The sequence below is a fragment of the Nonomuraea insulae genome, from assembly GCF_042656245.1.
On sequence record NZ_JBHSPA010000110.1, the window covers coordinates 1 to 19,346 of the forward strand.

Genomic DNA, 19,346 nt, shown 5'->3' on the forward strand with positions numbered 1-19,346 from the left:
GGGGGATTTGGGTGGGTGGGGGTGGAGAGGGGTCGGTCAGTGGGGATTGCGTGGGTGGGGGTGGAGGGGGGTCGGTTAGTGGGGTTCGGGTGGGTGGGAGGGGTGGGGAGATGGAGAAGGCGACGTCGGCTAGTTTGGCGCGGGCGGAGAGGGCGACGGTTTCCGCGCCTCGGCGGGAACGGACGAAGGCGAGGGTGCGTACGTCGGCCAGAACGAGGTCCGCCAGGAGGTCCGCAGCCTCCGCGGTGGCCGTTCGGCGTACGGGAGCCCCTCCTTCGCCCCGCAGTTCCGTCAGAGGCGGCTCCCACAACGCGATGGTCGTAGACCCCTTGGGCGACGCGTCCACCGTCACCTCGTCCATCTCAAGCCCCGTCAGCCTCATGGCGAACGCTCCCGGCTCGCTGGCCGTCGCCGAGGCGAGCAGGAAAGTGGGGTCGGAGTTGTAGCGGGCGCAGGCCCGGCGGAGGCGGCGCAGGATCTGGGCGACGTGCGAGCCGAACACGCCGCGGTAGCCGTGGCATTCGTCGACGACGACCATGCGCAGGCGGCGGAGGAACGACGACCACTGCGCGTGGCGGGGAAGGATGCCGCGGTGGAGCATGTCGGGGTTGGTGAGGACGTAGTTGGCGTGCTGGCGTACCCAGGTGCGTTCCTCGAAAGGGGTGTCGCCGTCGAAGCAGGCCGCGCGTACTTGGGTGATGCGCAGCTCACGCAGGCCGCGGAGCTGGTCGGCGGCCAGGGCCTTGGTCGGCGCCAGGTAGAGGATCGTGCCGCCGGCGAGACAGGAGGCGATCGCCGGGGTGAGGTACGCGAGTGACTTCCCCGACGCCGTACCCGTGGAGATGATCACGTTTCGGCCACGGAATGCCAGGTTGGCGGCTTCGTACTGGTGAGGCCAGAGTCCTGTCACCCCGCGGTTCGCCAAGCGCGTAACAAGTACTTCGGGCGTCCAATCCGGCCATTGGACTTGACCCGCCTGACGTGCTGGAACATGCTCCACATGGGTGACACGCTCGTGACGTGCGGGAACGCCAAGCAGGTGGTGGAGGAGTGGACCTGCCTGTTGTGGGGAGGATCCGGTGGAAGTCACTGTTTCCAGTCTTGCATCGATGGGCAGAGTCGCCGGGAATCGTGATTTCGTATAGACACAAGCCAGGCGCGTGGTTGAATGCCGCGCGTCGGGGTCGGACAGTCTGGGGCCACGTTCCAGATTGCCAGGCCCGCAAGAGTACTTTCGCAGGCGAGGCGCTGGAGGATCTGTGGATCTGAAGTTGGATCACCGCACCGAAGACCGACTCACCATCGTTGAGGTCGAGGGTGAGATCGATGTCTACACGGCGCCGAGATTGCGTGAGCTCCTCATAGACCTGGTCAACAAGGGCAACTTCCACCTCCTTGTGAACATGGAGAAGGTCGACTTCCTCGACTCCACGGGCCTCGGCGTCCTGGTTGGGGGGCTCAAGCGGGTACGCGCGCACGACGGCTCGCTCGAGCTGGTCTGCACCCAGGAGCGGATCCTCAAGATCTTCCGGATCACTGGCCTGACCAAGGTCTTCGGGATCTACGCTTCGGTCGACGAGGCCAAGGAAGCTCACGGCAAAGACAAGTAGCATGGCTACCGTCGAACTGACGTTCAGCGCCCTCCCCGCGCATGTGAGGACCGCCCGACTGGTGGCGACGGCGATCGCTCGCCGCACCGGCGTGGAGGAGTCCCTGCTGGACGAGGTAAGGCTCGCCGTGGGTGAGGCGTGCTCTCGGGCAGTGGAGGCACATCGCGTGCACTGCCCTGGCGAGCCCATCCGCATCGAGCTACGAGACGACTCCGGGCGTTTCGAGGTTACAGTCAGCGATCATGCCCCCAGCGAAGAGATCAAGCAAGAACAGCCCCTCGACCTGGGCATGCTCTCTGACTCCTTTATGTCCAACTTCGGCATCGCGGTCATCGAGGGGTTGGCCGATGACGTCGAGGTCTTTCCCAGCCCTAAGGGGACGAACATTCGCATGAGCTGGCCGGCCGCTGTCGGCGTCTGACTGCTTCCGAGACGCGTCTCGGGGTGGATGGGGTCCCTGCCTTCGTTTGGCGTGTGGGTAGGGCGGCTGGTCTTACGCCTGCGTTGGGCTGTTGCCTACGGCTGGTTGTTTTGCGACGCTGCGCCTGGTCGGTTCGTGAGGCTTGGCTGGTTGTTTCGTGAGGCTTGGCTGGTCCACGAGCTGGTGATGGTTCGTGAGTTGAGGGCTGGTCGGTCGGGTGGTTCACCGTGAGGGTGACGGGCCTGGTCGGTCGGTCCTCTTTGCATGCCTGAAGCGGGGTCCGGAGCTGTCCGGTCCTGCGGGGGCAAGTGGCGGGGCAGGTGGCGGGGCGGCGTGAGGGCGCGGCGCTGGTGCGCTGGATGGTCGGCGGCGCGGTCGGCGTATCGGGGCACGTGCCGGAATTGGGGCCGGGCTCTGTCTCAGGGAGCGGACGTTGGCTCCCTCTGCCCGCCGGGACCGGGCGTGTGTGGTCGCGGGGCGGCGAGGCCGTATCGCGGGGCCGGGCTGAGGTCTGATTTCGCGCTGCGGTCAGGATGGTGACCGGCCGTCGCACCGAGTGAGCTGCGGCGGAGCACGGTCCTTCGATGGCGGCGGTGCCCAGTAGCAGCGGTGCGGTGGCGGCGGCGGTGCCCAGTAGCGGCGGTGGGATGGCGGCGGCGGTGCCCGGCGGCGGCGGTGCGGTGGTGCGGTGCCCGGCGGTGGCGGCGATGGCGGCGGCGGTGCCTGGTGGCGGTGGTGCGGTGGCGGCGGTGCGATGGCGGTGGCGGTGGTGGCCGGTGGGCGGTGGAGGTCTGGGTGGGTGGTGTCTGGGCTGGCCTGAGGTTGTGACCGCGTCATCGAGGCGCCGACCGGCCGGTGTTCGTTGGGGGGAGGGGTCTTCGGGCGGAAGTACGGGTGTAGGGCCAGGTGGGTCACCAATGGTCTCTTCGCGCGCAGTGCCCCCTTTCGGCTGGGGATCCACGGTTACGAGGGGCCCAGGTTCGGCCCCCGGCGAGTCGTACCAGCAAATCGGGGATTCGGTCGGACCGATTCTCTTCCTTGCTAGGACCGTAAACCCAGGGAAATTTCGCTTGTCAGATGCCAAACCGGGTCGCTGGCAGGGGATTACCAGACACTCGCACAATTAGCGACCGCGAGAGCCTTCATATCCGCGGAGTGCCTGCGTAGACTCCCGGCACCGGCCAAGGTGATCTGGCGGAATGCGGATTCAACCGGAAGCGGCACCCACAACCCGGATGGTGCCGCAACACCCGCCGCGGAAGAGTGCAGCACCGCCCGGGCAGGACGACCGGTCTTGCCGAGGAGAACGATGAGCAGGCACATGCTGGCAGCGGAGCCAGCGTCCAATCTGGCCCTGAGCGCAAACAATCTCACCATCGTGATCGTGGTCGCCGCGGTCGCACTGATCGCGCTAGCCGTCGCAGGCGGTCTGGTGCGTGAGGTGCTGTCCCACGGCCAGGGCACCGAACGAATGCAGAACATCGCGCGCGCCGTGCAAGAAGGCGCCGCCGCTTATCTCACGCGTCAGTTCCGCACGTTGGCGATCTTCGTCGTCGTGATTCCCTTTCTGTTGCTGCTGCTACCTGGAGACACCAACGTAGTCATCGGGCGTTCCATCTTCTTCGTGGTCGGGGCGGTGTTCTCCGCGCTGACCGGGTTCATGGGCATGTGGTTGGCCGTGCGCGGAAATGTCCGCGTCGCCGCCGCGGCCAATGACTCGGGGGAGAAGCGCGCCATGCGCATCGCCTTCCGTACCGGCGGCGTGGCCGGGATGTTCACCGTGGGCCTCGGCCTGCTCGGTGCGGCCGTGGTGGTCTTCGTCTACCAGGGGGACGCGCCCGGCGTGCTCGAAGGGTTCGGGTTCGGGGCGGCGCTGCTGGCGATGTTCATGCGAGTCGGCGGCGGCATCTTCACCAAGGCCGCCGACGTCGGGGCCGACCTGGTCGGCAAGGTCGAGCAGGGCATCCCCGAGGACGACCCGCGTAACGCCGCCACCATCGCCGACAACGTGGGCGACAACGTCGGCGACTGCGCGGGCATGGCGGCCGACCTGTTCGAGTCGTACGCGGTCATGCTGGTCGCCAGCCTCATCCTGGGCAAGGTGGCCTTCGGCGAGCAGGGGCTGATCTTCCCCCTGATCGTCCCGATGATCGGCGTCATCACCGCGATCATCGGCATCTTCATCACCGGCATGCGCACCGGCGACCGCAACGGCATGGCGGCGATCAACCGCAGCTTCTTCATCTCGGCCGCGATCTCGGCGGTGCTGGTGGCGGCGGCCGCGTTCTGGTACCTGCCCAGCAGCTTCTCCGGTCTGACCGGCTCCAACGTGCAGTCGGACAGCGACCCGAGGCTCATCGCCATCGGCGCCGTGCTGATCGGTCTCGTGCTGGCCAGCGCCATCCAGCTGCTCACCGGCTACTTCACCGAGACCAACCGCCGCCCCGTACGCGAGATCGGCGAGAGCTCGGCCACCGGCCCCGCGACCGTCATCCTGGCGGGCATCAGCATCGGCCTGGAGTCGGCCGTCTACTCGGCTCTGATCATCGGCGGCGCGGTCTACGGCGCGTTCCTGCTCGGGTTCGGGAACGTGACGATCGCGCTGTTCGCGGTGGCCCTGGCGGGCACCGGCCTGCTGACCACGGTCGGCGTGATCGTCTCGATGGACACCTTCGGCCCGGTCGCCGACAACGCCCAGGGCATCGCCGAGATGTCGGGCGACGTCGAAGGCGACGGCGCTCGCGTGCTGACCAGCCTCGACGCCGTCGGCAACACCACCAAGGCCATCACCAAGGGCATCGCCATCGCCACCGCCGTGCTGGCGGCGACCGCGCTGTTCGGCGCCTTCCGTACGGCCGTGGAGACCGAGCTGGCCAAGGCCGACGCGGCGATCAAGAGCTCGCTGGGCGTGTTCCAGAACTTCAACCTCGGCGTCGACAATCCCAACGTCCTCGTCGGGCTGATCATCGGCGCCGCGGTGGTGTTCCTGTTCGCGGGGCTGGCGATCTCGGCCGTCGGGCGCGCCGCGATGCGGGTGGTCTTCGAGGTACGCGACCAGTTCCGCAACAGGCCGGGCATCATGGACGGCACGGAGCTGCCGGAGTACGGCCGGGTCGTGGACATCTGCACCCGCGACTCGCTCCGCGAGCTGGCCACCCCCGGTCTGCTGGCGGTCATGACGCCGATCGCGGTCGGGTTCGCGCTGGGATACGCCCCGCTGGGCGCCTTCCTGGCCGGGGCCATCGCCTGTGGCACCCTGATGGCCGTCTTCCTGGCCAACTCCGGCGGCGCCTGGGACAACGCCAAGAAGCTCGTCGAGGACGGCCACCACGGCGGCAAGGGCTCCCCGGCACACGAGGCCACGATCATCGGCGACACGGTCGGCGACCCGTTCAAGGACACGGCCGGTCCTGCCATCAACCCGCTGATCAAGGTGATGAACCTGGTCGCGCTGCTGGTGGCGCCCGCGGTGGTGCTGTACGCGGCCAACCCGGCCGTGCGCATCGGCGTCACGGTGGTCACGGTGGGCGTGGTGGTCGGAGCCATCATCGTGTCCAAGCGGCGGTCGGTGGCCACGGAGCCGGCCTCCGACAACAACAACAACCGCGAGCACGAGCCTGTCGCGTCGTAGCTCCTCAGCAGGAGGCGCCCGTTCCCTGGTTTCAGGGGGCGGGCGCCTCCTGTTGGGGGGCCTGGGGGTGCCGGTGGGAAACTGGGCCCGTGAACGATGAGAAGCAGCCCAACGGTGGAAAGACCCTGGGTCTGATCCTGCTGGCGATGGTCGCCGTCCTGGCCGTGATCGTGGGGCTGGCCATCTGGGCTTCGAAGACGGGATGAGCGAGTGCGTACGTTGATCGTGCTACGGCACGCGAAAGCCGCCCACGTACCCGGCCTGGCCGACCGGGAGCGGCCACTGACGGATCGGGGGGAGCGGGACGCCAGGCGGGCCGGTGCGGAGATCAGGGCGGCGGGGCTGGACCCCGACGCGGTGCTCTGCTCGCCGGCGCTCAGGACCAGACGCACGGCCGAGCTGGCCTTCCCCGAGGGGGAGATCAGCTACGAGCGCGACATCTACGAGGCCTACCCGGAGGAGTTGCTGGAGCTGGTGCGCCGCTCCGACCCCGGCCTGGCGACCGTGGTGTTGTGCGGGCACAACCCGGGCGTGCACGAGCTGGCCCTGGGGCTGGCCGGGGGCGACTACGTGTTCCGGCCCGGGGCGTTCGCGGTGATCCAGGTGGAGCCGGCCTGGGAGGAGCTCTCGATGGGCGAGGGACGCCTGCTCACGCGCTGGGACCCCAAGGAGCAGCTCACTGAGTCGTGAGCACGCCGTCCTCGGCGTCCGCCGCCTCCACCTCGTCCCGCGAGATCCCCAGCAGGTAGAGGATCGAGTCGAGATACGGGGTGTTGACGGCGGTGTCGGCCGCCTGGCGTACGACGGGCTTGGCGTTGAACGCGATCCCCAGCCCGGCCGCGGCGATCATGTCCAGGTCGTTGGCCCCGTCGCCGATGGCCACCGTCTGGGAGATCGGCAGGCGGGCCTCACGCGCGAACCTCTCCAGCGCCCGCGCCTTGCCGGGCCGGTCGACGATCTCGCCCACGACGCGCCCGGTCAGCTTGCCGTCGATGACTTCGAGGACGTTCGCGGCGGAGTAGTCGATGCCGAGCTCGTCCACCAGGCCGTTGGTGATCTGGGTGAAGCCGCCGCTGACGATGGCGAAGCGGTAGTCGAGCCGCTTGAGGGTGCGCACCAGCGTACGGGCGCCGGGCGTGAGCACGACCTCCTTGCGCACGCGGTCGAACACCTCGGCCGACAGCCCTTCGAGCAGCGCCACCCGCCGCTGCAGGGACTCGGCGAAGTCGAGCTCGCCCCGCATGGCCTCCTCGGTGACCCTGGCGACCTCCTCCAGGCAGCCGGCGTGCGCCGCCAGCAGCTCGATGACCTCGCCCTGGATGAGCGTCGAGTCGACGTCCATGACGATCAGCCGCTTGGCGCGCCGGGACAGGCCCGTACGCTGTACGGCGACGTCCACCTCCTGCGCGGCGGCCTCGGCGGCCAGTTCGACGCGTAGCGCGGCGGGGTCGGCGCCGGAGACGGACAGCTCGATGCAGGTGACGGGCCACTGGGCGAGGCGTTCGATGCGGTCGATGTTCGCGCCGGCGGCGGCGATGCGGCCGGCGATGCCCGCGATGGCGGCCGGCTGCAGGGTGGCGCCGAGCACGCTGACCGACAGGCGGCCGCGCCGGCGTTGTTCCTTGGCCTGTGACCCGGTGGAGAGCTCCACCTCCATGCCCAGGTCCTCGGCCACCCGCTCGACGGCCGTCCACACGGCGCCGAGGGTGGTGCCGGTGCCGGTCGAGGGGCCGCCCGCGTACGCGACGAGCACGCCGAGCGTGAGCCGGCCTCGGATGACGACCTGTTCGATGTCGGCGACGGTCACGGGAAACTTCGACAGCACGGAAAAAAGCCGCGAAGTAACGCCCGGACGGTCGGGGCCGGTCAGTGTGATCAGGAGGGTGCGCTGGTCCACATCCAGCCACGGTACTGCGCCCGGTCCGATGCTCGTGAAGCAGGTAGGGCATTCGGGCGCGGACGCAGCGTGATTTCAGCGCTGGAGGATCAGGTGCGTATCGCCGAACTCGTGCCACAAATACCCTTTTCGCAACGCCTCCTCGTACGCGCGCCCCAGTGCCACCTCCCCCGCGATGGCCGTCAACATGAGCAGATGACTGGACCGCGGCTCGTGCAGCCCCGTGATCAACCCCGTGACGGCCCGCACACCGCCCTCCGGCGTGACGATGTGCCTGGTCCAGCCCCCTGAGGCGGAAACCCGCCCGTCGGGTCCAGCGGCCGTCTCCAGGGCCCGTACGACGGTCGTCCCCGCCGCCACCACCCGACCCCCGCTCTCACGAGCCAGGTTCACCAGCCGCGCCGTGGCCTCCGGCACCTCGTACCGCTCGGCGTAGGGCGCCTCGTCCTTCTCCGGCGAGGCCACCCCCGTGTGCAGCGTGATCGGCGCGATCCCGATCCCGCGCGCCACCAGCGCCGTCACCAGTTCGGCGGTGAACGGCCGCGCCGCGCTGGGCATCTCCGCGCTCCCCGGCACGGTCGCGAACACCGTCTGGTACGCCTCGATCGGCCAGTCCCGCTCCACGTAGGAGTACCGGATCGGCTTCCCGTGAACGCCCAGGTACGCCTCCACGTCCCGATCGAGCACCGCCCGCCACAACCGCGGCGTCTCCCGCTCGATCAGCCGCAACGTGGCCCGCCCCGGCATCGGCAACCACTCGCCCGGCTCGCCCCCGCCGTAGGGCTCGGACGCCTTGGAGGTGCGCCTGCGCAGCTCCACCAGCCACGTCCCGTCCTGCCTGGCGGTGGAGAAGTGCACGGCCAGCCGGTCGAGCCGGACGGCCGCGGGCAGCGTCGCCGAGTTGTTCACCACGATGAGGTCGCCAGGTTCCAGCTGCCCCGGCAGGTCGCCGAAGTGGTGATGGCTCGGCTCCAGGTCGCCACGCGAGACCATCAGGCGTACCGCGTCCCGCGCCATCCCCCTGGCCTCGGGCGGTTCGTGGGCCGACAGACCGGGCGGCAGCGAGAAGTCCAGCGCGGCGGTCATTGCAGGCTCACTTTCCCGCTGGCGGGACGGGAGCCGACCAGGTCGAACAGCGCCGCCGCCACCTTGGCGGGGTCCGCGGCGCCCGCGGCCTCCTCGGCGCCCACGGCGTCGGCGAGCATGCGGGTGTTCATCTCGCCCGGATCGACCCACCAGACGCGCAGTTCGGGCTCCTCGGCGGAGAGCACGTTGGACAACTGCTCCAGAGCGGCCTTGGTGGCTCCGTAGCCGCCCCAGCCCTCGTACGCGCCGGTGGCGGCGTCCGAGGTGATGTTCACGATCGAGCCGCGGGCCGCTCGGAGGGCGGGCAGCGTGGCCTGGACGAGGGCGAGGGGCGCGGTCACGTTCGTCTCCAGCAGTGCCCTGAACGCCTCCAGCGGGTAGATCGCCAGCGGTGGCAGCGGCGTCACGCCCAGGTCGCTGGCATTGTTGACCAGCAGGTCCAGCTCGGGCGCCGCCCTGGCCAGCCGCTGGACGTGCTCGGGGTCCTGCACGTCGCCAGGGACGGCGGTGGCGCCCAGCTCGTTGGCCACCCGCTCCAGGTCGGCCGCGCCGCGGGCGGTGAGCACGAGGTTCCAGCCCGCCGCCGCCAGCGACCGCGCCAGGGCGAGGCCGAGGCCGCGGGAGGCGCCGGTGATGAGTGCGGTGTTCGTCATACCGCCGACGTTAGGAACGCGGCGGGCGGCGCACATCGGGCTGAGGCCGGTCCAGGCCTGGGCACTTGGACCTAGGACCATAGAGTGGGGCGGTGACCTCCGACCGAGACGAGATCCTGCAGGCGGTGAGCTCCGCGGTGCTCGCGGTCACCCGCCACCTGTCGGTCCGCGAGGTCCTGCAGGTCATCGTACGCTCGGCGCAACGCCTGCTCGACGCCCGCTACGCCGCGCTCGGCGTGCCCGACGACGACGGCTCGTTCGCCGAGTTCGTCGCGGAAGGGCTCACCGACAAGCAGTGGGAGGCGATCGGGCCGCTGCCCAGGCAGCACGGCATGCTCGGCGCCATGCTCCGCGACGGCACCCCGGCGAGGCTACCCGACCTGCGCAAGGACCCCAGGTTCGAGTGGTGGCCGAAGGCGCACCCGGTGATGAAGGACTTCCTCGGGGTGCCGATCCGCGACGGCGAGCAGGTGCTCGGCATCATCTTCCTGGCCAACAAGCGCACGGGCGGCGGGTTCACGCAGGACGACCAGGACCTGCTCACGCTGTTCGCCGCGCACGCCGCGATCGCGCTGGCCAACGCCAGGCTCTACGAGCGCGGCCGCGAGCTGGCGATGCTGGAGGAGCGCAACCGGGTGGCCAGGGAGCTGCACGACGCGGTCACCCAGAAGCTGTTCTCGCTCAGGCTCTCCGCGCAGGCGGCGCGCACCATGCTGGACAAGGCCCCCGACAAGGCCGCCGCCGAGATGGACCGCGTCCAGCGGCTGGCCGGCGAGGCGCTGTCCGAGCTGCGGGCGGTGATCGTCGAGTTGCGCCCCGCCGAGCTCGACCGGCACGGGCTGGCCGAGACGCTGCGCAAACACGTACGCATGCTGGACCGGCTCCACCCGGCCGGCGTCACCTTCGAGTGCCCGGAACTGCCGCCGCTGGACTCGGCGGTGGAGGTGGCGGTGCTGCGGGTGGCCCAGGAGGCGCTGCACAACGCGCTGAGGCACTCCGGCGCCCAGGACGTCCGCGTGGACCTGGTCTATGAGGAGGGCAAGCTGACGCTGACCGTGCACGACGACGGGAGCGGGTTCGAGCAGGCGGAGACGCGGGGTCTGGGCCTGGTGTCGATGCGTGACAGGGCGGAGTCCGTCGGGGGAGTCATGAGCGTCGACTCGACCGGCGGGACCACCGTACGCGTGGAGGTGAGCGTGTGATCAGGGTGCTGATCGCCGACGATCATCCGGTGGTCCGGCAGGGGTTGCGGACGTTCCTCGACCTGCAGGACGACATCACGGTCGTCGGCGAGGCGGGTGACGGGGCGCAGGCCGTCGAGCTGGTCGGGCGGTTGTCACCCGACGTGCTGCTGCTGGACCTGAAGATGCCGGTGCTCGACGGGCTCGGCGCGCTGGAGCGGCTGGCCGGCGCCGGGACCAGGATCGTGGTGCTGACCTCGGTGAGCGACCCGTCCGACGTGGGCCCGGCGATGCGGGCGGGAGCGGCAGGTTTCCTGTACAAGGACGTCGATCCGCTGGCGCTCGTCCAGGCCGTGCGGGCCGTGCACGGGGGTCAGGTGCTGCTCGCCCCCGAGGCGGCGGAGGCGATGCTGACCTCGTCGTCACACGGCGGAGTCCCCGCGCCGGTGCCGCTGACCGAGCGCGAGCGTGAGGTGCTCGCGCTCATCGCGTCCGGCCGCTCCAACAGGGAGATCGCGAGGAGCCTGGCCGTCGCGGAGAAGACCGTCAAGACGCATGTCTCCAACGTGCTGATGAAGCTGGGCGTTCAGGACCGCACCCAGGCCGCCCTCTACGCCGTGCGTCACGGGCTGGGATGACTGGGCTCGAAGATCGCGTGGTGGGCCGCCACGAGCGCACGGCGTACCGCCCGGTCGAGCTCGCGCAGCGCGGCCCCGCCCACCGCGACCTGACCCGAGGTGAGCCCGCGCTCGTCGGCCAGGGACAACACGACGGCCAGGCGCGTGGCGAGGGCGGAGACCCGGTGCGCCCGGCCCGGATAGCCGGGCGCGAGCTCGCCGCCGCGCTCCAGCCGGTCGGGGCGGTCCTGCGCGGGCCCGTCCACCGACGACAGGGCCTCGGTGGCCGCGCGCACGGCGTCGGACAACTCCCGCTCGGCCTCGGCCAACGAGGGCAGGTCATGGCGTACGGGGCCGGAGTCGTGCACTTCAAGCAGCACTCCGACATAGGACGACCCGCGCCGGTCCGGCAGCGGAACCAGCCCGAGGTTGCGGTCGCCGAGCACGGCGATCGCGGCCTGGCCGACGTCCACGGCGGCCGAGTTGAACGACGCCGGCCCCGACAACCCCAGCGGGTCTCCGGGCGCGGGCAGGGCGAGCCGGAACTCGCACAGCCCGTCGGCGCGCAGGTTTGCCAGGTATTTACGCAAGGGGACGTCGCCCGCGACGGCGGGCCCACCGGTGGCTTCGACGTGGTCAGCCGCCTCGTCGAGCCCGACATGACCGGACAGCCACGCGTTGCCCCAGGCGACCAGGGATGGACAGACAGTCGATTCAGGGCGCACCGATCCACGATAAGCGCTCGCCCTGCAATAGGTTTGTCCCGAGGGTGACTCCTAAGGAGGTATCGGGGATGGGTGGTCAGGTGCTGCGGCTCCAGGACGTCGCCGTCAGGCGCGACGGAGCGGCTCTGCTGCGCGGCATCGACTGGACGGTCAACGAGGACGAGCGGTGGGTCGTCATTGGTCCCAACGGTGCGGGAAAGACCACGTTGCTGCAGGTCGCGGCCACGTTGCTCTATCCGAGTGACGGCTTGGTCGAGGTGCTGGGCGAGCGGCTGGGGCAGGCGGACGTGTTCGATCTGCGCCCCAGGATCGGGCTGGCGAGCTCCGCGCTGGCCGAGCGGATCCCGCCGGAGGAGAAGGTCATCGACCTCGTGCTGACCGCCTCCTACGCGATCATGGGCCGCTGGACCGAGGAGTACGACTCCAACGACGTGACCAGGGCCGTCGAGCTGATCGACATGATGGGCGCGGCCCACCTGATCAGGCGCCGCTTCGGCACCCTGTCGGAGGGCGAGCGCAAGAGGGTGCAGATCGCCCGCGCGCTCATGCCCGACCCCGAGATGCTCCTGCTCGACGAGCCGGCCGCCGGGCTCGACCTGGGCGGCAGGGAAGACCTCGTGCGCCGCCTGTCGCTGCTGGCCGGCGACTACCGCTCCCCGACGCTGGTGCTGGTGACGCATCACGTGGAGGAGGTGCCCAGCGGGTTCACGCACGGGCTGTTGCTGCGCAACGGCTCCGTGGTGGCGCAGGGGCCGATGGAGCACGTCATGACCTCCGAGCACCTGTCCCACACGTTCGGGGTCCCGCTCTCGCTGGAGCGCAGCGCCGAGGGCCGGTGGTACGCGCGCGCTCACTAGATCACCATTTATGCGGATAAAAGACGGCCAAACCTGAAACTGAATAGGATCTACGGAGTCGGTTCCCTCGACTTCGGAGCGTCGTCATGTCCGTCGAGCAGCTCATCGTCGCCATCGTCGTGGTCGCGGCGGTGGGCTTCGGGGTGGCCCGGACAATCCGGATCATCCCGCAGGCCACGGCCGCCATCATCGAGCGCCTGGGCCGTTACCATCGCACGCTGACACCGGGGCTGAACCTGGTGGTGCCCTTCATCGACCGCATCAAGGACATGATCGACCTGCGCGAGCAGGTGGTGTCGTTCCCGCCGCAGCCGGTGATCACCTCCGACAACCTGGTGGTGTCCATCGACACCGTGATCTACTTCCAGGTCACCAATCCGAAGGCGGCCACGTACGAGATCGCGAACTTCCTCATCGGCGTCGAGCAGCTCACGGTCACCACGCTGCGCAACGTGGTCGGCGGCATGGACCTGGAACGCACGCTGACTTCGCGCGAGGACATCAACACCGCGCTGCGCGGCGTGCTGGACGAGGCGACCGGCAAGTGGGGCATCCGGGTCAACCGGGTCGAGCTCAAGGCCATCGACCCGCCCGCCTCCATACAGGATTCGATGGAGAAGCAGATGCGCGCCGACCGCGACAAGCGCGCCGCCGTGCTGACCGCCGAGGGTCAGCGCCAGGCGGCGATACTGGCGGCCGAGGGCGAGCAGCAGGCGTCGGTGCTGCGGGCGCGCGGCGAGGCGGAGGCGGTCGTGCTGCGCGCGCAGGCGGAGGCGGAGGCGGAGGCCATGCGCGCCAAGGGGCAGGCGGACGCGATCGGCATGGTGTTCAAGGCCATCCACGAGGGTAAACCGGACCAGCATCTCCTCGCCTACCAGTACCTGCAGACCCTGCCCGAGATCGCCAAAGGCGACGCCAATAAAATCTGGATCGTCCCATCCGAAATGGGCAAGGTCCTGGAAAACCTGGGTGGTCTCTTTACTCCTCCCAAGGATCCGGACACCCGGTGAGCGGGCCGCCGCTGCCTTGACCGGGCAGCGTGGCGGCGGTCCGATCGGGGGGTTCAGGAGTGACGGGGTGGGAACTGGCCGTGGTCTGCGCCGTCGGGGCGGTGGCGGGGGCCATCAACGCGGTGGTGGGCTCGGGCTCGCTGATCACGTTCCCGACGCTGGTGGCGCTCGGCGTCGATCCCGTGACGGCGAACGTCTCCAACACCATCGGCCTCGTGCCGGGGTCCTTCACGGCCGCGTACGGCTACCGTGCCGAGCTCCAGGGCCAGCGTGAGCGCCTGGTGCGCCTGGGAGCCGCCTCCGCGCTCGGGGCGCTGATCGGCGGGATCCTGCTGCTGTTCCTGGATCCCGACGTGTTCGAGATCGTGGTGGTGGTGCTGATCGCGCTGGCCTGTGTGCTGGTCATGGCGCAGCCCAGGCTCAACGCCTGGGTGGCCGCGCGGCGCGAGAACCCGCACCCGCACGGCGGCGCGGCGCTGTGGCTCGGGGTGCTGGCCTCCGGCATCTACGGCGGCTACTTCGGGGCCGCCCAGGGCGTGCTGCTGATCGGCCTGCTCGGCATCTTCCTCGACGACCACCTCCAGCGGGTGAACGCCGCCAAGAACGTCCTCGCGCTGATCGTCAACGGCGTGGCCGCCGCGTTGTTCGTGGTGGTCGCGGACGTGGACTGGCAGGCCGTGGCCGGGGTGGCGCTGGGCGCGATCGCGGGCGGCTTCCTGGGGGCCAGGCTGGGGCGGCGTATCCCGGCCCGGGTGTTGCGCGCGGTCATCGTTTTCGTGGGACTTGTCGCCATTATCGTACTGGTGTACGGATAAGTGCGCATGGGTATAACCATGGCATGAAAGGTGACCGGGTGGAGATCGTCATCGACGCGGGAGGCTCGTCCCCTCGCACCTACGAGATCACGGCCACCCGCGCAGGCCGGCGGGTCGAGGTGGCCAACCGGCGGGGGCTCGTGGAAGTGAGCGAAGTCACCCGCACCGGCACGCCGGTCCGCACGGCCAGGTTCATGTCCAGCCGCATCCTCGCCCTCGTGGAGCACCCCGCCGACGAGGCCTAGGCGAAGTCCGCCGCGTGGTCCCGCGCCCACTGGCGGAAGCTCAGCGCGGGCCGTCCCAGCAACCTCTCCACGGTGTCCGTGGCCCGCTCGGGCCTGGTCACGAAGCCTTCCCAGGTCGTCAGGGCGCTCCGCACCCACGCGGGGTCGCCCCAGGCCGCCGACAACCGCTCCAGGGCCTCCTCGGACGGCTGCTCCTCCCAGCGCACCTCACGCCCGCTCTCCTCGCCGATCACACGGACCTGCTCGGCCTGGGTCAGCTCCTCCGGCCCGGTGAGCTCGTACGCGGCGCCGTTGTGTCCCGCCGAGGTGAGCACGTGCACGGCCACCGCCGCGATGTCCTGCTCGTGGATCAGCGCCCTGGACGCCTGCCCGTACGGCCACCGCACCACACCCTGCCTGATCTGCTCCGCCCAGCCCAGCGTGTTGGCCGCGAAACCGCCGGGCCGCAGGAACGTCCACCCGAGCCCGGAACGCCGGATGAGCCCCTCGATCTCCTGGTAGTGCGTGGGCGCCTCTCCGCCGTCGCCCACGTGCGCCGACAGGTACACCACCCGCCGCGCCTGCCCGGCGATCGCCGAGATCACCTCGGCGGCGTTTCCGGTGGAAAAGCCCGGCCAGAGCAGGAACACGCTTTCCACGTCCTTCAGCGCGGGCTCCAGCGTCCCGGGAACGGTCAGATCGCCCTGGACGACCTCCACGGCCGCCTCGACCCGCTCGGGCCGCCTGGCGAACGCCCGAACCTCCAGGCCCGCCTCGGCGAGACGGGTTGTCAGATGCCTGCCGACATTGCCGGTCGCGCCGGTCACAAGAATCTTCCCCATGCCCCCGACGCTAGGACCTCAATCTAACTTCAGGTCAACCCCGGCCGTACCTGGATCGTCCCGTCACGCCTGATCCGCGTCTCGAACACCGGCGCGGGAGCCGTCGCGGGCCCGTGCTTGACCGAGCCGTCGGCCAGCCGGAACGTGCTGCTGTGCCACGGGCACACCACGCACGCCTCACCGTTCTCCATCACGAGCCTGCCCTGGTGCAGCGGGCCCGCCAGGTGCGGGCACCGGTCGGCCAGCACGGTCACGGCGTCGCCCTGGCGCAGCACGAAGAGCTGGATGTAGCCCAGCCGCCGCGCCACGGGACGGCCGTCGGGCAGGTCCTTGATCGGGCAGAGGTCGTGCCAGCCGAGCGGCACCAGGTGGGTCACCTGCGGCGCGTGGTTGGCCCCCGCGGCCTGGCGGTAGGCCAGGTGGCCGCCGAGATAGGCGCCGAGCCCGCCGACGGCGAGCCCGGCGAAGGACAACATCTTGCCCGGCCGCTCACTTCCGCGCAGCCGGGCCACGAGTGAGGCGGAGAACAGGCCGAGGGCGGCCGTGTTCGCCAGCATGTGGACGAAACCCACCCGCTGCTGCTCGCGGTGGAGCGAGGACCAGTCGGTCAGCCCGGCCGCCGCCGTGGGCAGCGCGTTGGCCAGGCCCGTGGCCAGCAGCAGCCGCGCGGCGCGCGGGTCGGCCTTCGCCAGGTCGAGCACGGCGGTGGAGAGCCAGCAACCCAGGCTGATCGTGGCCAGTGGCGGGTGCAGCGGCTCGCCCAGGGGGACGCCGTGCAGCAGGTCGCGCAGGCGGCCCTGGCGCAGCCGCCGGCGTACGAACTTGGCCACCCCCCTGATCGGTGTGTCCATGGCCTTCGACTTTTCGAGCCGATCGGCGATGGCAACCGGCCCGGCGAAACCCCGCAACTGACGACGTCTCGCGCGTACTGTCTCTTTCACGACAAGTCCCCTACCCCGGGCATGAGGGGATCACTCGGACAGGTGTCCCCTGGCCACGGACAGTTCGACCAGCTCCAGGGCGTACGCGCCGAGCGAGGGCGAGCCGTCCTGGATGATCCGTACCTTCTCCCTGACCTGAGCGGCCTTCACCTTGAACAGCGGCCACGTGCCGCCCTCGGTGTGGTGGTTGGCCAGGATCGGGGCGAAACGGTCGAGTGCCTTGGCGAACCTCGCCTCCGGCGTCTCCCTGGCCTCGAACTCCTCCCACAACCCCCGCAACCACACTCCCTGCTCACCCGGCAGCAGGCCGAAGATGCGGTCGGCGGCGGCCCGCTCGGCCTCGACCTGGGCGGCGACCTCCACCGGGTCGTAGATGAAGGTGTCACCCGCGTCGATCTCCACCAGGTCGTGCACCAGGAGCATGGCCACCACCCGTTGGAGGTCTGTTCCGGGTGGGGCATGCTCGCCGAGAACCATCGCCAGCGTGCCCACGTACCAGGAGTGCTCAGCGGTGTTCTCCCGTCGCGAACCGTCGATCAGATGGTTGCGGCGGATGATCCGCTTCAACTTGTCGATCTCGATGGCGAAGGCGATCTGGGCGTTCAGGCGGTCCTCTTCCGGCGCGATAGTCACGCGCGACACCCTAATGTGCGATGATCACCCCGGTTGGTGAAATCGTGACCGGAACTCCGTTGAACACTGCGTTACCACTTGGAACGTCAATGGTCGTCTCGTCGGTGAGCGTGTTGGCGCTGACCCCCGCGTGCTCGGCCGCCACGCTCTGCGCGCCGCCCGCGTGACCCCATCCGTGAGGCAGGCTCACCACACCCGGCATGATCGTGTCGGTGGCTTCGAGAGGCACCGTGACCTGGCCTTTCGCCGAGCGCACCACCGCCTCGCCGGATAGTCCGAGCCTGGCCACGTCGGCCGGGTGGATCTGCAGCGTGCAGGTGTTGCTGCCGCCGACCAGCGGTCCCACATTGTGCATCCAGCTGTTGTTGGAGCGCAGGTGGCGGCGCCCGATGAGGACGATCTCCGGCGGCTCCTCCTCCAGCTTGCCGCGCAGCCGCTCCACGTCCTCGATGAGCTGCGGCGGGGCCAGCTCGATCAGCCCCGAGGCGGTCTTGAGCACCTCGTCCAGGCGGGGCTCCAGCGCGCCCAGGTCCAGGCCGTGCGGGTGGTCGAGCAGCTTGCGCAGCGACAGGTCGCCCTTGCCGGCCCACTCGCCGTACGGGCCCAGCCTGAGCATGAGGTCCAGCCGCCGCTCCGCGCCCGTCTCGCCCTCCAGCAGGTCGCGCAGCTCCGCCGCATCCCGCCCCTCGATCCCGGAACCGGCCGTCTCCGTGGCCTTGCGCAACATCTCGTCGATCACGAACGTGTCCAGGTCCCCGTCGAGCCCCGAGGCGATCATGGCCAGCCTGGCGAGGATCTCGGCCTCGGAGGGCCGCTCGTCCAGCGGGAGCAGGGGCGGCGAGTAACGCGCGTAGTTACGCACGGCCAGCCCGAGCAGCGCGAAGTCGTAGTGCCCCGACTGCAGCACCCTGGGCGGGGGCAGGATGACGTTCGCGTGCTTGGTGGTCTCGTTCAGGTACGGGTCCACGCTCACCATGAAGTCGAGCCCCGCGAACGCCGCGTCCAGCCGGTCCCCGTGGGGTGCCGAGAGCACGGGGTTGCCCGCGATCGTGAGCAGGAACCTGATCTGCCCCTCGCCCGGCGTCTCGATCTCGTCGGCCAGCGTGGCCACGGGAAGCTCCCCGTTCGCCTCGGGCAGCCCTCTGACCCGGCTCTTCCACCGGCCCACGCTGTACGGCCTGCGTCGCGCGCTGAATTCGGTGGCGGGTTTCGCGAACATCGCGCCACCGGGCCGGTCGAGGTTGCCGGTGAGCACGTTGAGCACCTCCACCAGCCACTGGGCCAGCGTCCCGAACTCGGCCGTGCACGTGCCGATCCTGGCGTACACGGCGGCCGTGCGCGCTCCGGCCAGTTCCCTGGCCAGCCGCACGATCACCTCGGCGGCCACCCCGGTACGCCGGGCCACGACCTCGGGCGGGAAGTGCTTGGCCGCCTCGCGCACCTCCGCCAGCCCGTTGACCTCGTGCCACGGCCTGGCCAGGTCCTCGGCGAACAACGTGTGGACGAGCCCGAACAGCAGGTACGCGTCCGTGCCCGGCCGGACGAAGACGTGCTCGTCGGCCAGCGCGGCGGTCCGCGTACGGCGTGGGTCGACCACGACCAGCCGGCCCCCGCGCCGGCGCAGGGCCTTGAGGCGGCCGGGGAAGTCGGGCGCGGTGCACAGGGAGCCGTTGGACTCCAGCGGGTTGGCGCCCAGCATGAACAGGTAGTCGGTCCTGTCCAGGTCGGGCACGGGGATGGACAGCGGGTGGCCGAACATGAGCCCGCTGGCCACGTGCTTGGGCATCTGGTCGGCGGTGCTGGCGGAGAAGACGTTGCGGGTGCCGAGCGCCTTGATCAGCGGTGCGCCGTACAGGGCGCCCGCCATGGTGTGGGCATTGGGGTTGCCGAGATAGACCGCGACGGAGCCGCGGTCGGCGACCCGGTCGAGCCCCGCCTTCACGGCGGCGAACGCCTCGTCCCAGCCGGCCTCGCGCCACAGGTCGCCCTCCCTGATCAGCGGCTTGCGCAGCCGGTCGGGGTCCTCGTCGAGCCGGCCGAGGCTGGCCCCCTTCGGGCAGATGAAGCCCTTGCTGAACGGGTCGTCCTTGTCGCCTCGGACGCTCGTCACGTGCCCGCCCTCGTCGAGGGTGAGCGTCAGGCCGCAGACGGCCTCGCAGAGGGGGCAGGTCCGGTGGACGGTCGAGGTCATCACGACTCCCTG

At 70.1% G+C, this 19,346-nt stretch carries 19 protein-coding genes; 10 read left to right on the forward strand and 9 right to left on the reverse strand.

Annotated features, from left to right (window positions below; all coding sequences use genetic code 11):
- Positions 1 to 850: DEAD/DEAH box helicase (locus tag ACFPZ3_RS61340; protein WP_379523677.1), on the reverse strand; the 850-nt coding region annotated here is incomplete at its 3' end.
- 409 nt (positions 851 to 1,259) lie between these two features.
- Between ACFPZ3_RS61340 and ACFPZ3_RS61345 the strand changes: the two genes are divergently transcribed.
- The 4 genes from ACFPZ3_RS61345 (at position 1,260) to ACFPZ3_RS61360 (ending at position 6,352) form a co-directional block, all read left to right on the forward strand.
- On the forward strand, positions 1,260 to 1,610 hold the full coding sequence (locus tag ACFPZ3_RS61345) for an STAS domain-containing protein (protein ID WP_043629845.1): 351 nt from the start codon (positions 1,260 to 1,262) through the stop codon (positions 1,608 to 1,610).
- Between the two features lies 1 nt (position 1,611).
- A complete protein-coding gene (locus tag ACFPZ3_RS61350; protein WP_379523678.1) occupies positions 1,612 to 2,031 on the forward strand; it encodes an ATP-binding protein in 420 nt (139 codons plus the stop codon).
- Between the two features lie 1,309 nt (positions 2,032 to 3,340).
- Positions 3,341 to 5,662 (forward strand): sodium-translocating pyrophosphatase, encoded by a 2,322-nt coding sequence (locus tag ACFPZ3_RS61355; protein WP_379523679.1) that lies wholly within the window; start codon positions 3,341 to 3,343, stop codon positions 5,660 to 5,662.
- Positions 5,663 to 5,872: 210 nt separating this feature from the next.
- Positions 5,873 to 6,352, forward strand: a complete 480-nt coding sequence (locus tag ACFPZ3_RS61360; protein WP_379523680.1) for a SixA phosphatase family protein — start codon at positions 5,873 to 5,875, stop codon at positions 6,350 to 6,352.
- Here the strand turns inward: ACFPZ3_RS61360 and serB are convergent.
- From serB to ACFPZ3_RS61375, 3 genes are all read right to left on the reverse strand, one after another.
- Positions 6,339 to 7,559: a phosphoserine phosphatase SerB gene (gene serB, locus ACFPZ3_RS61365; protein ID WP_379523681.1), complete on the reverse strand. Its 1,221-nt coding sequence runs from the start codon at positions 7,557 to 7,559 to the stop codon at positions 6,339 to 6,341. The two genes, ACFPZ3_RS61360 and serB, sit on opposite strands and share 14 nt — an antisense overlap.
- 75 nt (positions 7,560 to 7,634) lie before the next feature.
- A complete protein-coding gene (locus ACFPZ3_RS61370; protein ID WP_379523682.1) occupies positions 7,635 to 8,645 on the reverse strand; it encodes an S-adenosylmethionine:tRNA ribosyltransferase-isomerase in 1,011 nt (336 codons plus the stop codon).
- Positions 8,642 to 9,298, reverse strand: coding sequence for an SDR family oxidoreductase (locus ACFPZ3_RS61375; protein ID WP_379523683.1), 657 nt, complete (start codon positions 9,296 to 9,298; stop codon positions 8,642 to 8,644). The genes ACFPZ3_RS61370 and ACFPZ3_RS61375 overlap by 4 nt, the downstream gene beginning before the upstream one ends.
- A gap of 92 nt (positions 9,299 to 9,390) precedes the next feature.
- Here ACFPZ3_RS61375 and ACFPZ3_RS61380 point away from each other — a divergent pair, with 92 nt between their 5' ends.
- A complete protein-coding gene (locus tag ACFPZ3_RS61380; RefSeq protein ID WP_379523684.1) occupies positions 9,391 to 10,500 on the forward strand; it encodes a GAF domain-containing sensor histidine kinase in 1,110 nt (369 codons plus the stop codon).
- The gene (locus ACFPZ3_RS61385; RefSeq protein WP_379523685.1) at positions 10,497 to 11,117 is read left to right on the forward strand and encodes a response regulator; all 621 of its coding nucleotides are present in this window, start codon (positions 10,497 to 10,499) and stop codon (positions 11,115 to 11,117) included. Before ACFPZ3_RS61380 ends, ACFPZ3_RS61385 begins: the two co-directional genes overlap by 4 nt.
- On the opposite strand, the gene ACFPZ3_RS61390 is transcribed toward ACFPZ3_RS61385, so the two are convergent.
- Positions 11,102 to 11,821, reverse strand: a complete 720-nt coding sequence (locus tag ACFPZ3_RS61390) for a hypothetical protein (RefSeq protein WP_379523686.1) — start codon at positions 11,819 to 11,821, stop codon at positions 11,102 to 11,104. The two genes, ACFPZ3_RS61385 and ACFPZ3_RS61390, sit on opposite strands and share 16 nt — an antisense overlap.
- 68 nt (positions 11,822 to 11,889) lie before the next feature.
- Between ACFPZ3_RS61390 and ACFPZ3_RS61395 the strand changes: the two genes are divergently transcribed.
- The 4 genes from ACFPZ3_RS61395 (at position 11,890) to ACFPZ3_RS61410 (ending at position 14,748) form a co-directional block, all read left to right on the forward strand.
- On the forward strand, positions 11,890 to 12,678 hold the full coding sequence (locus ACFPZ3_RS61395; RefSeq protein WP_379523687.1) for an ABC transporter ATP-binding protein: 789 nt from the start codon (positions 11,890 to 11,892) through the stop codon (positions 12,676 to 12,678).
- Between the two features lie 119 nt (positions 12,679 to 12,797).
- Complete coding sequence (locus ACFPZ3_RS61400; protein WP_379523688.1) at positions 12,798 to 13,688, forward strand: SPFH domain-containing protein; 891 nt, start codon at positions 12,798 to 12,800, stop codon at positions 13,686 to 13,688.
- A 59-nt stretch (positions 13,689 to 13,747) separates the two neighbouring features.
- Positions 13,748 to 14,503, forward strand: a complete 756-nt coding sequence (locus ACFPZ3_RS61405; protein WP_379523689.1) for a sulfite exporter TauE/SafE family protein — start codon at positions 13,748 to 13,750, stop codon at positions 14,501 to 14,503.
- 23 nt (positions 14,504 to 14,526) lie between these two features.
- Complete coding sequence (locus tag ACFPZ3_RS61410) at positions 14,527 to 14,748, forward strand: hypothetical protein (protein WP_379523690.1); 222 nt, start codon at positions 14,527 to 14,529, stop codon at positions 14,746 to 14,748.
- Here the strand turns inward: ACFPZ3_RS61410 and ACFPZ3_RS61415 are convergent.
- The 4 genes from ACFPZ3_RS61415 to ACFPZ3_RS61430 form a co-directional block, all read right to left on the reverse strand.
- On the reverse strand, positions 14,745 to 15,569 hold the full coding sequence (locus tag ACFPZ3_RS61415) for an NAD(P)H-binding protein (RefSeq protein WP_379523691.1): 825 nt from the start codon (positions 15,567 to 15,569) through the stop codon (positions 14,745 to 14,747). The genes ACFPZ3_RS61410 and ACFPZ3_RS61415 overlap by 4 nt on opposite strands.
- Before the next feature lie 29 nt (positions 15,570 to 15,598).
- Complete coding sequence (locus ACFPZ3_RS61420; RefSeq protein WP_379523692.1) at positions 15,599 to 16,420, reverse strand: Rieske 2Fe-2S domain-containing protein; 822 nt, start codon at positions 16,418 to 16,420, stop codon at positions 15,599 to 15,601.
- A gap of 120 nt (positions 16,421 to 16,540) precedes the next feature.
- Complete coding sequence (locus tag ACFPZ3_RS61425; protein WP_379523693.1) at positions 16,541 to 17,152, reverse strand: HD domain-containing protein; 612 nt, start codon at positions 17,150 to 17,152, stop codon at positions 16,541 to 16,543.
- A 1-nt stretch (position 17,153) separates the two neighbouring features.
- Complete coding sequence (locus ACFPZ3_RS61430; protein WP_379523694.1) at positions 17,154 to 19,334, reverse strand: molybdopterin-dependent oxidoreductase; 2,181 nt, start codon at positions 19,332 to 19,334, stop codon at positions 17,154 to 17,156.
- Positions 19,335 to 19,346 lie beyond the last annotated feature (12 nt).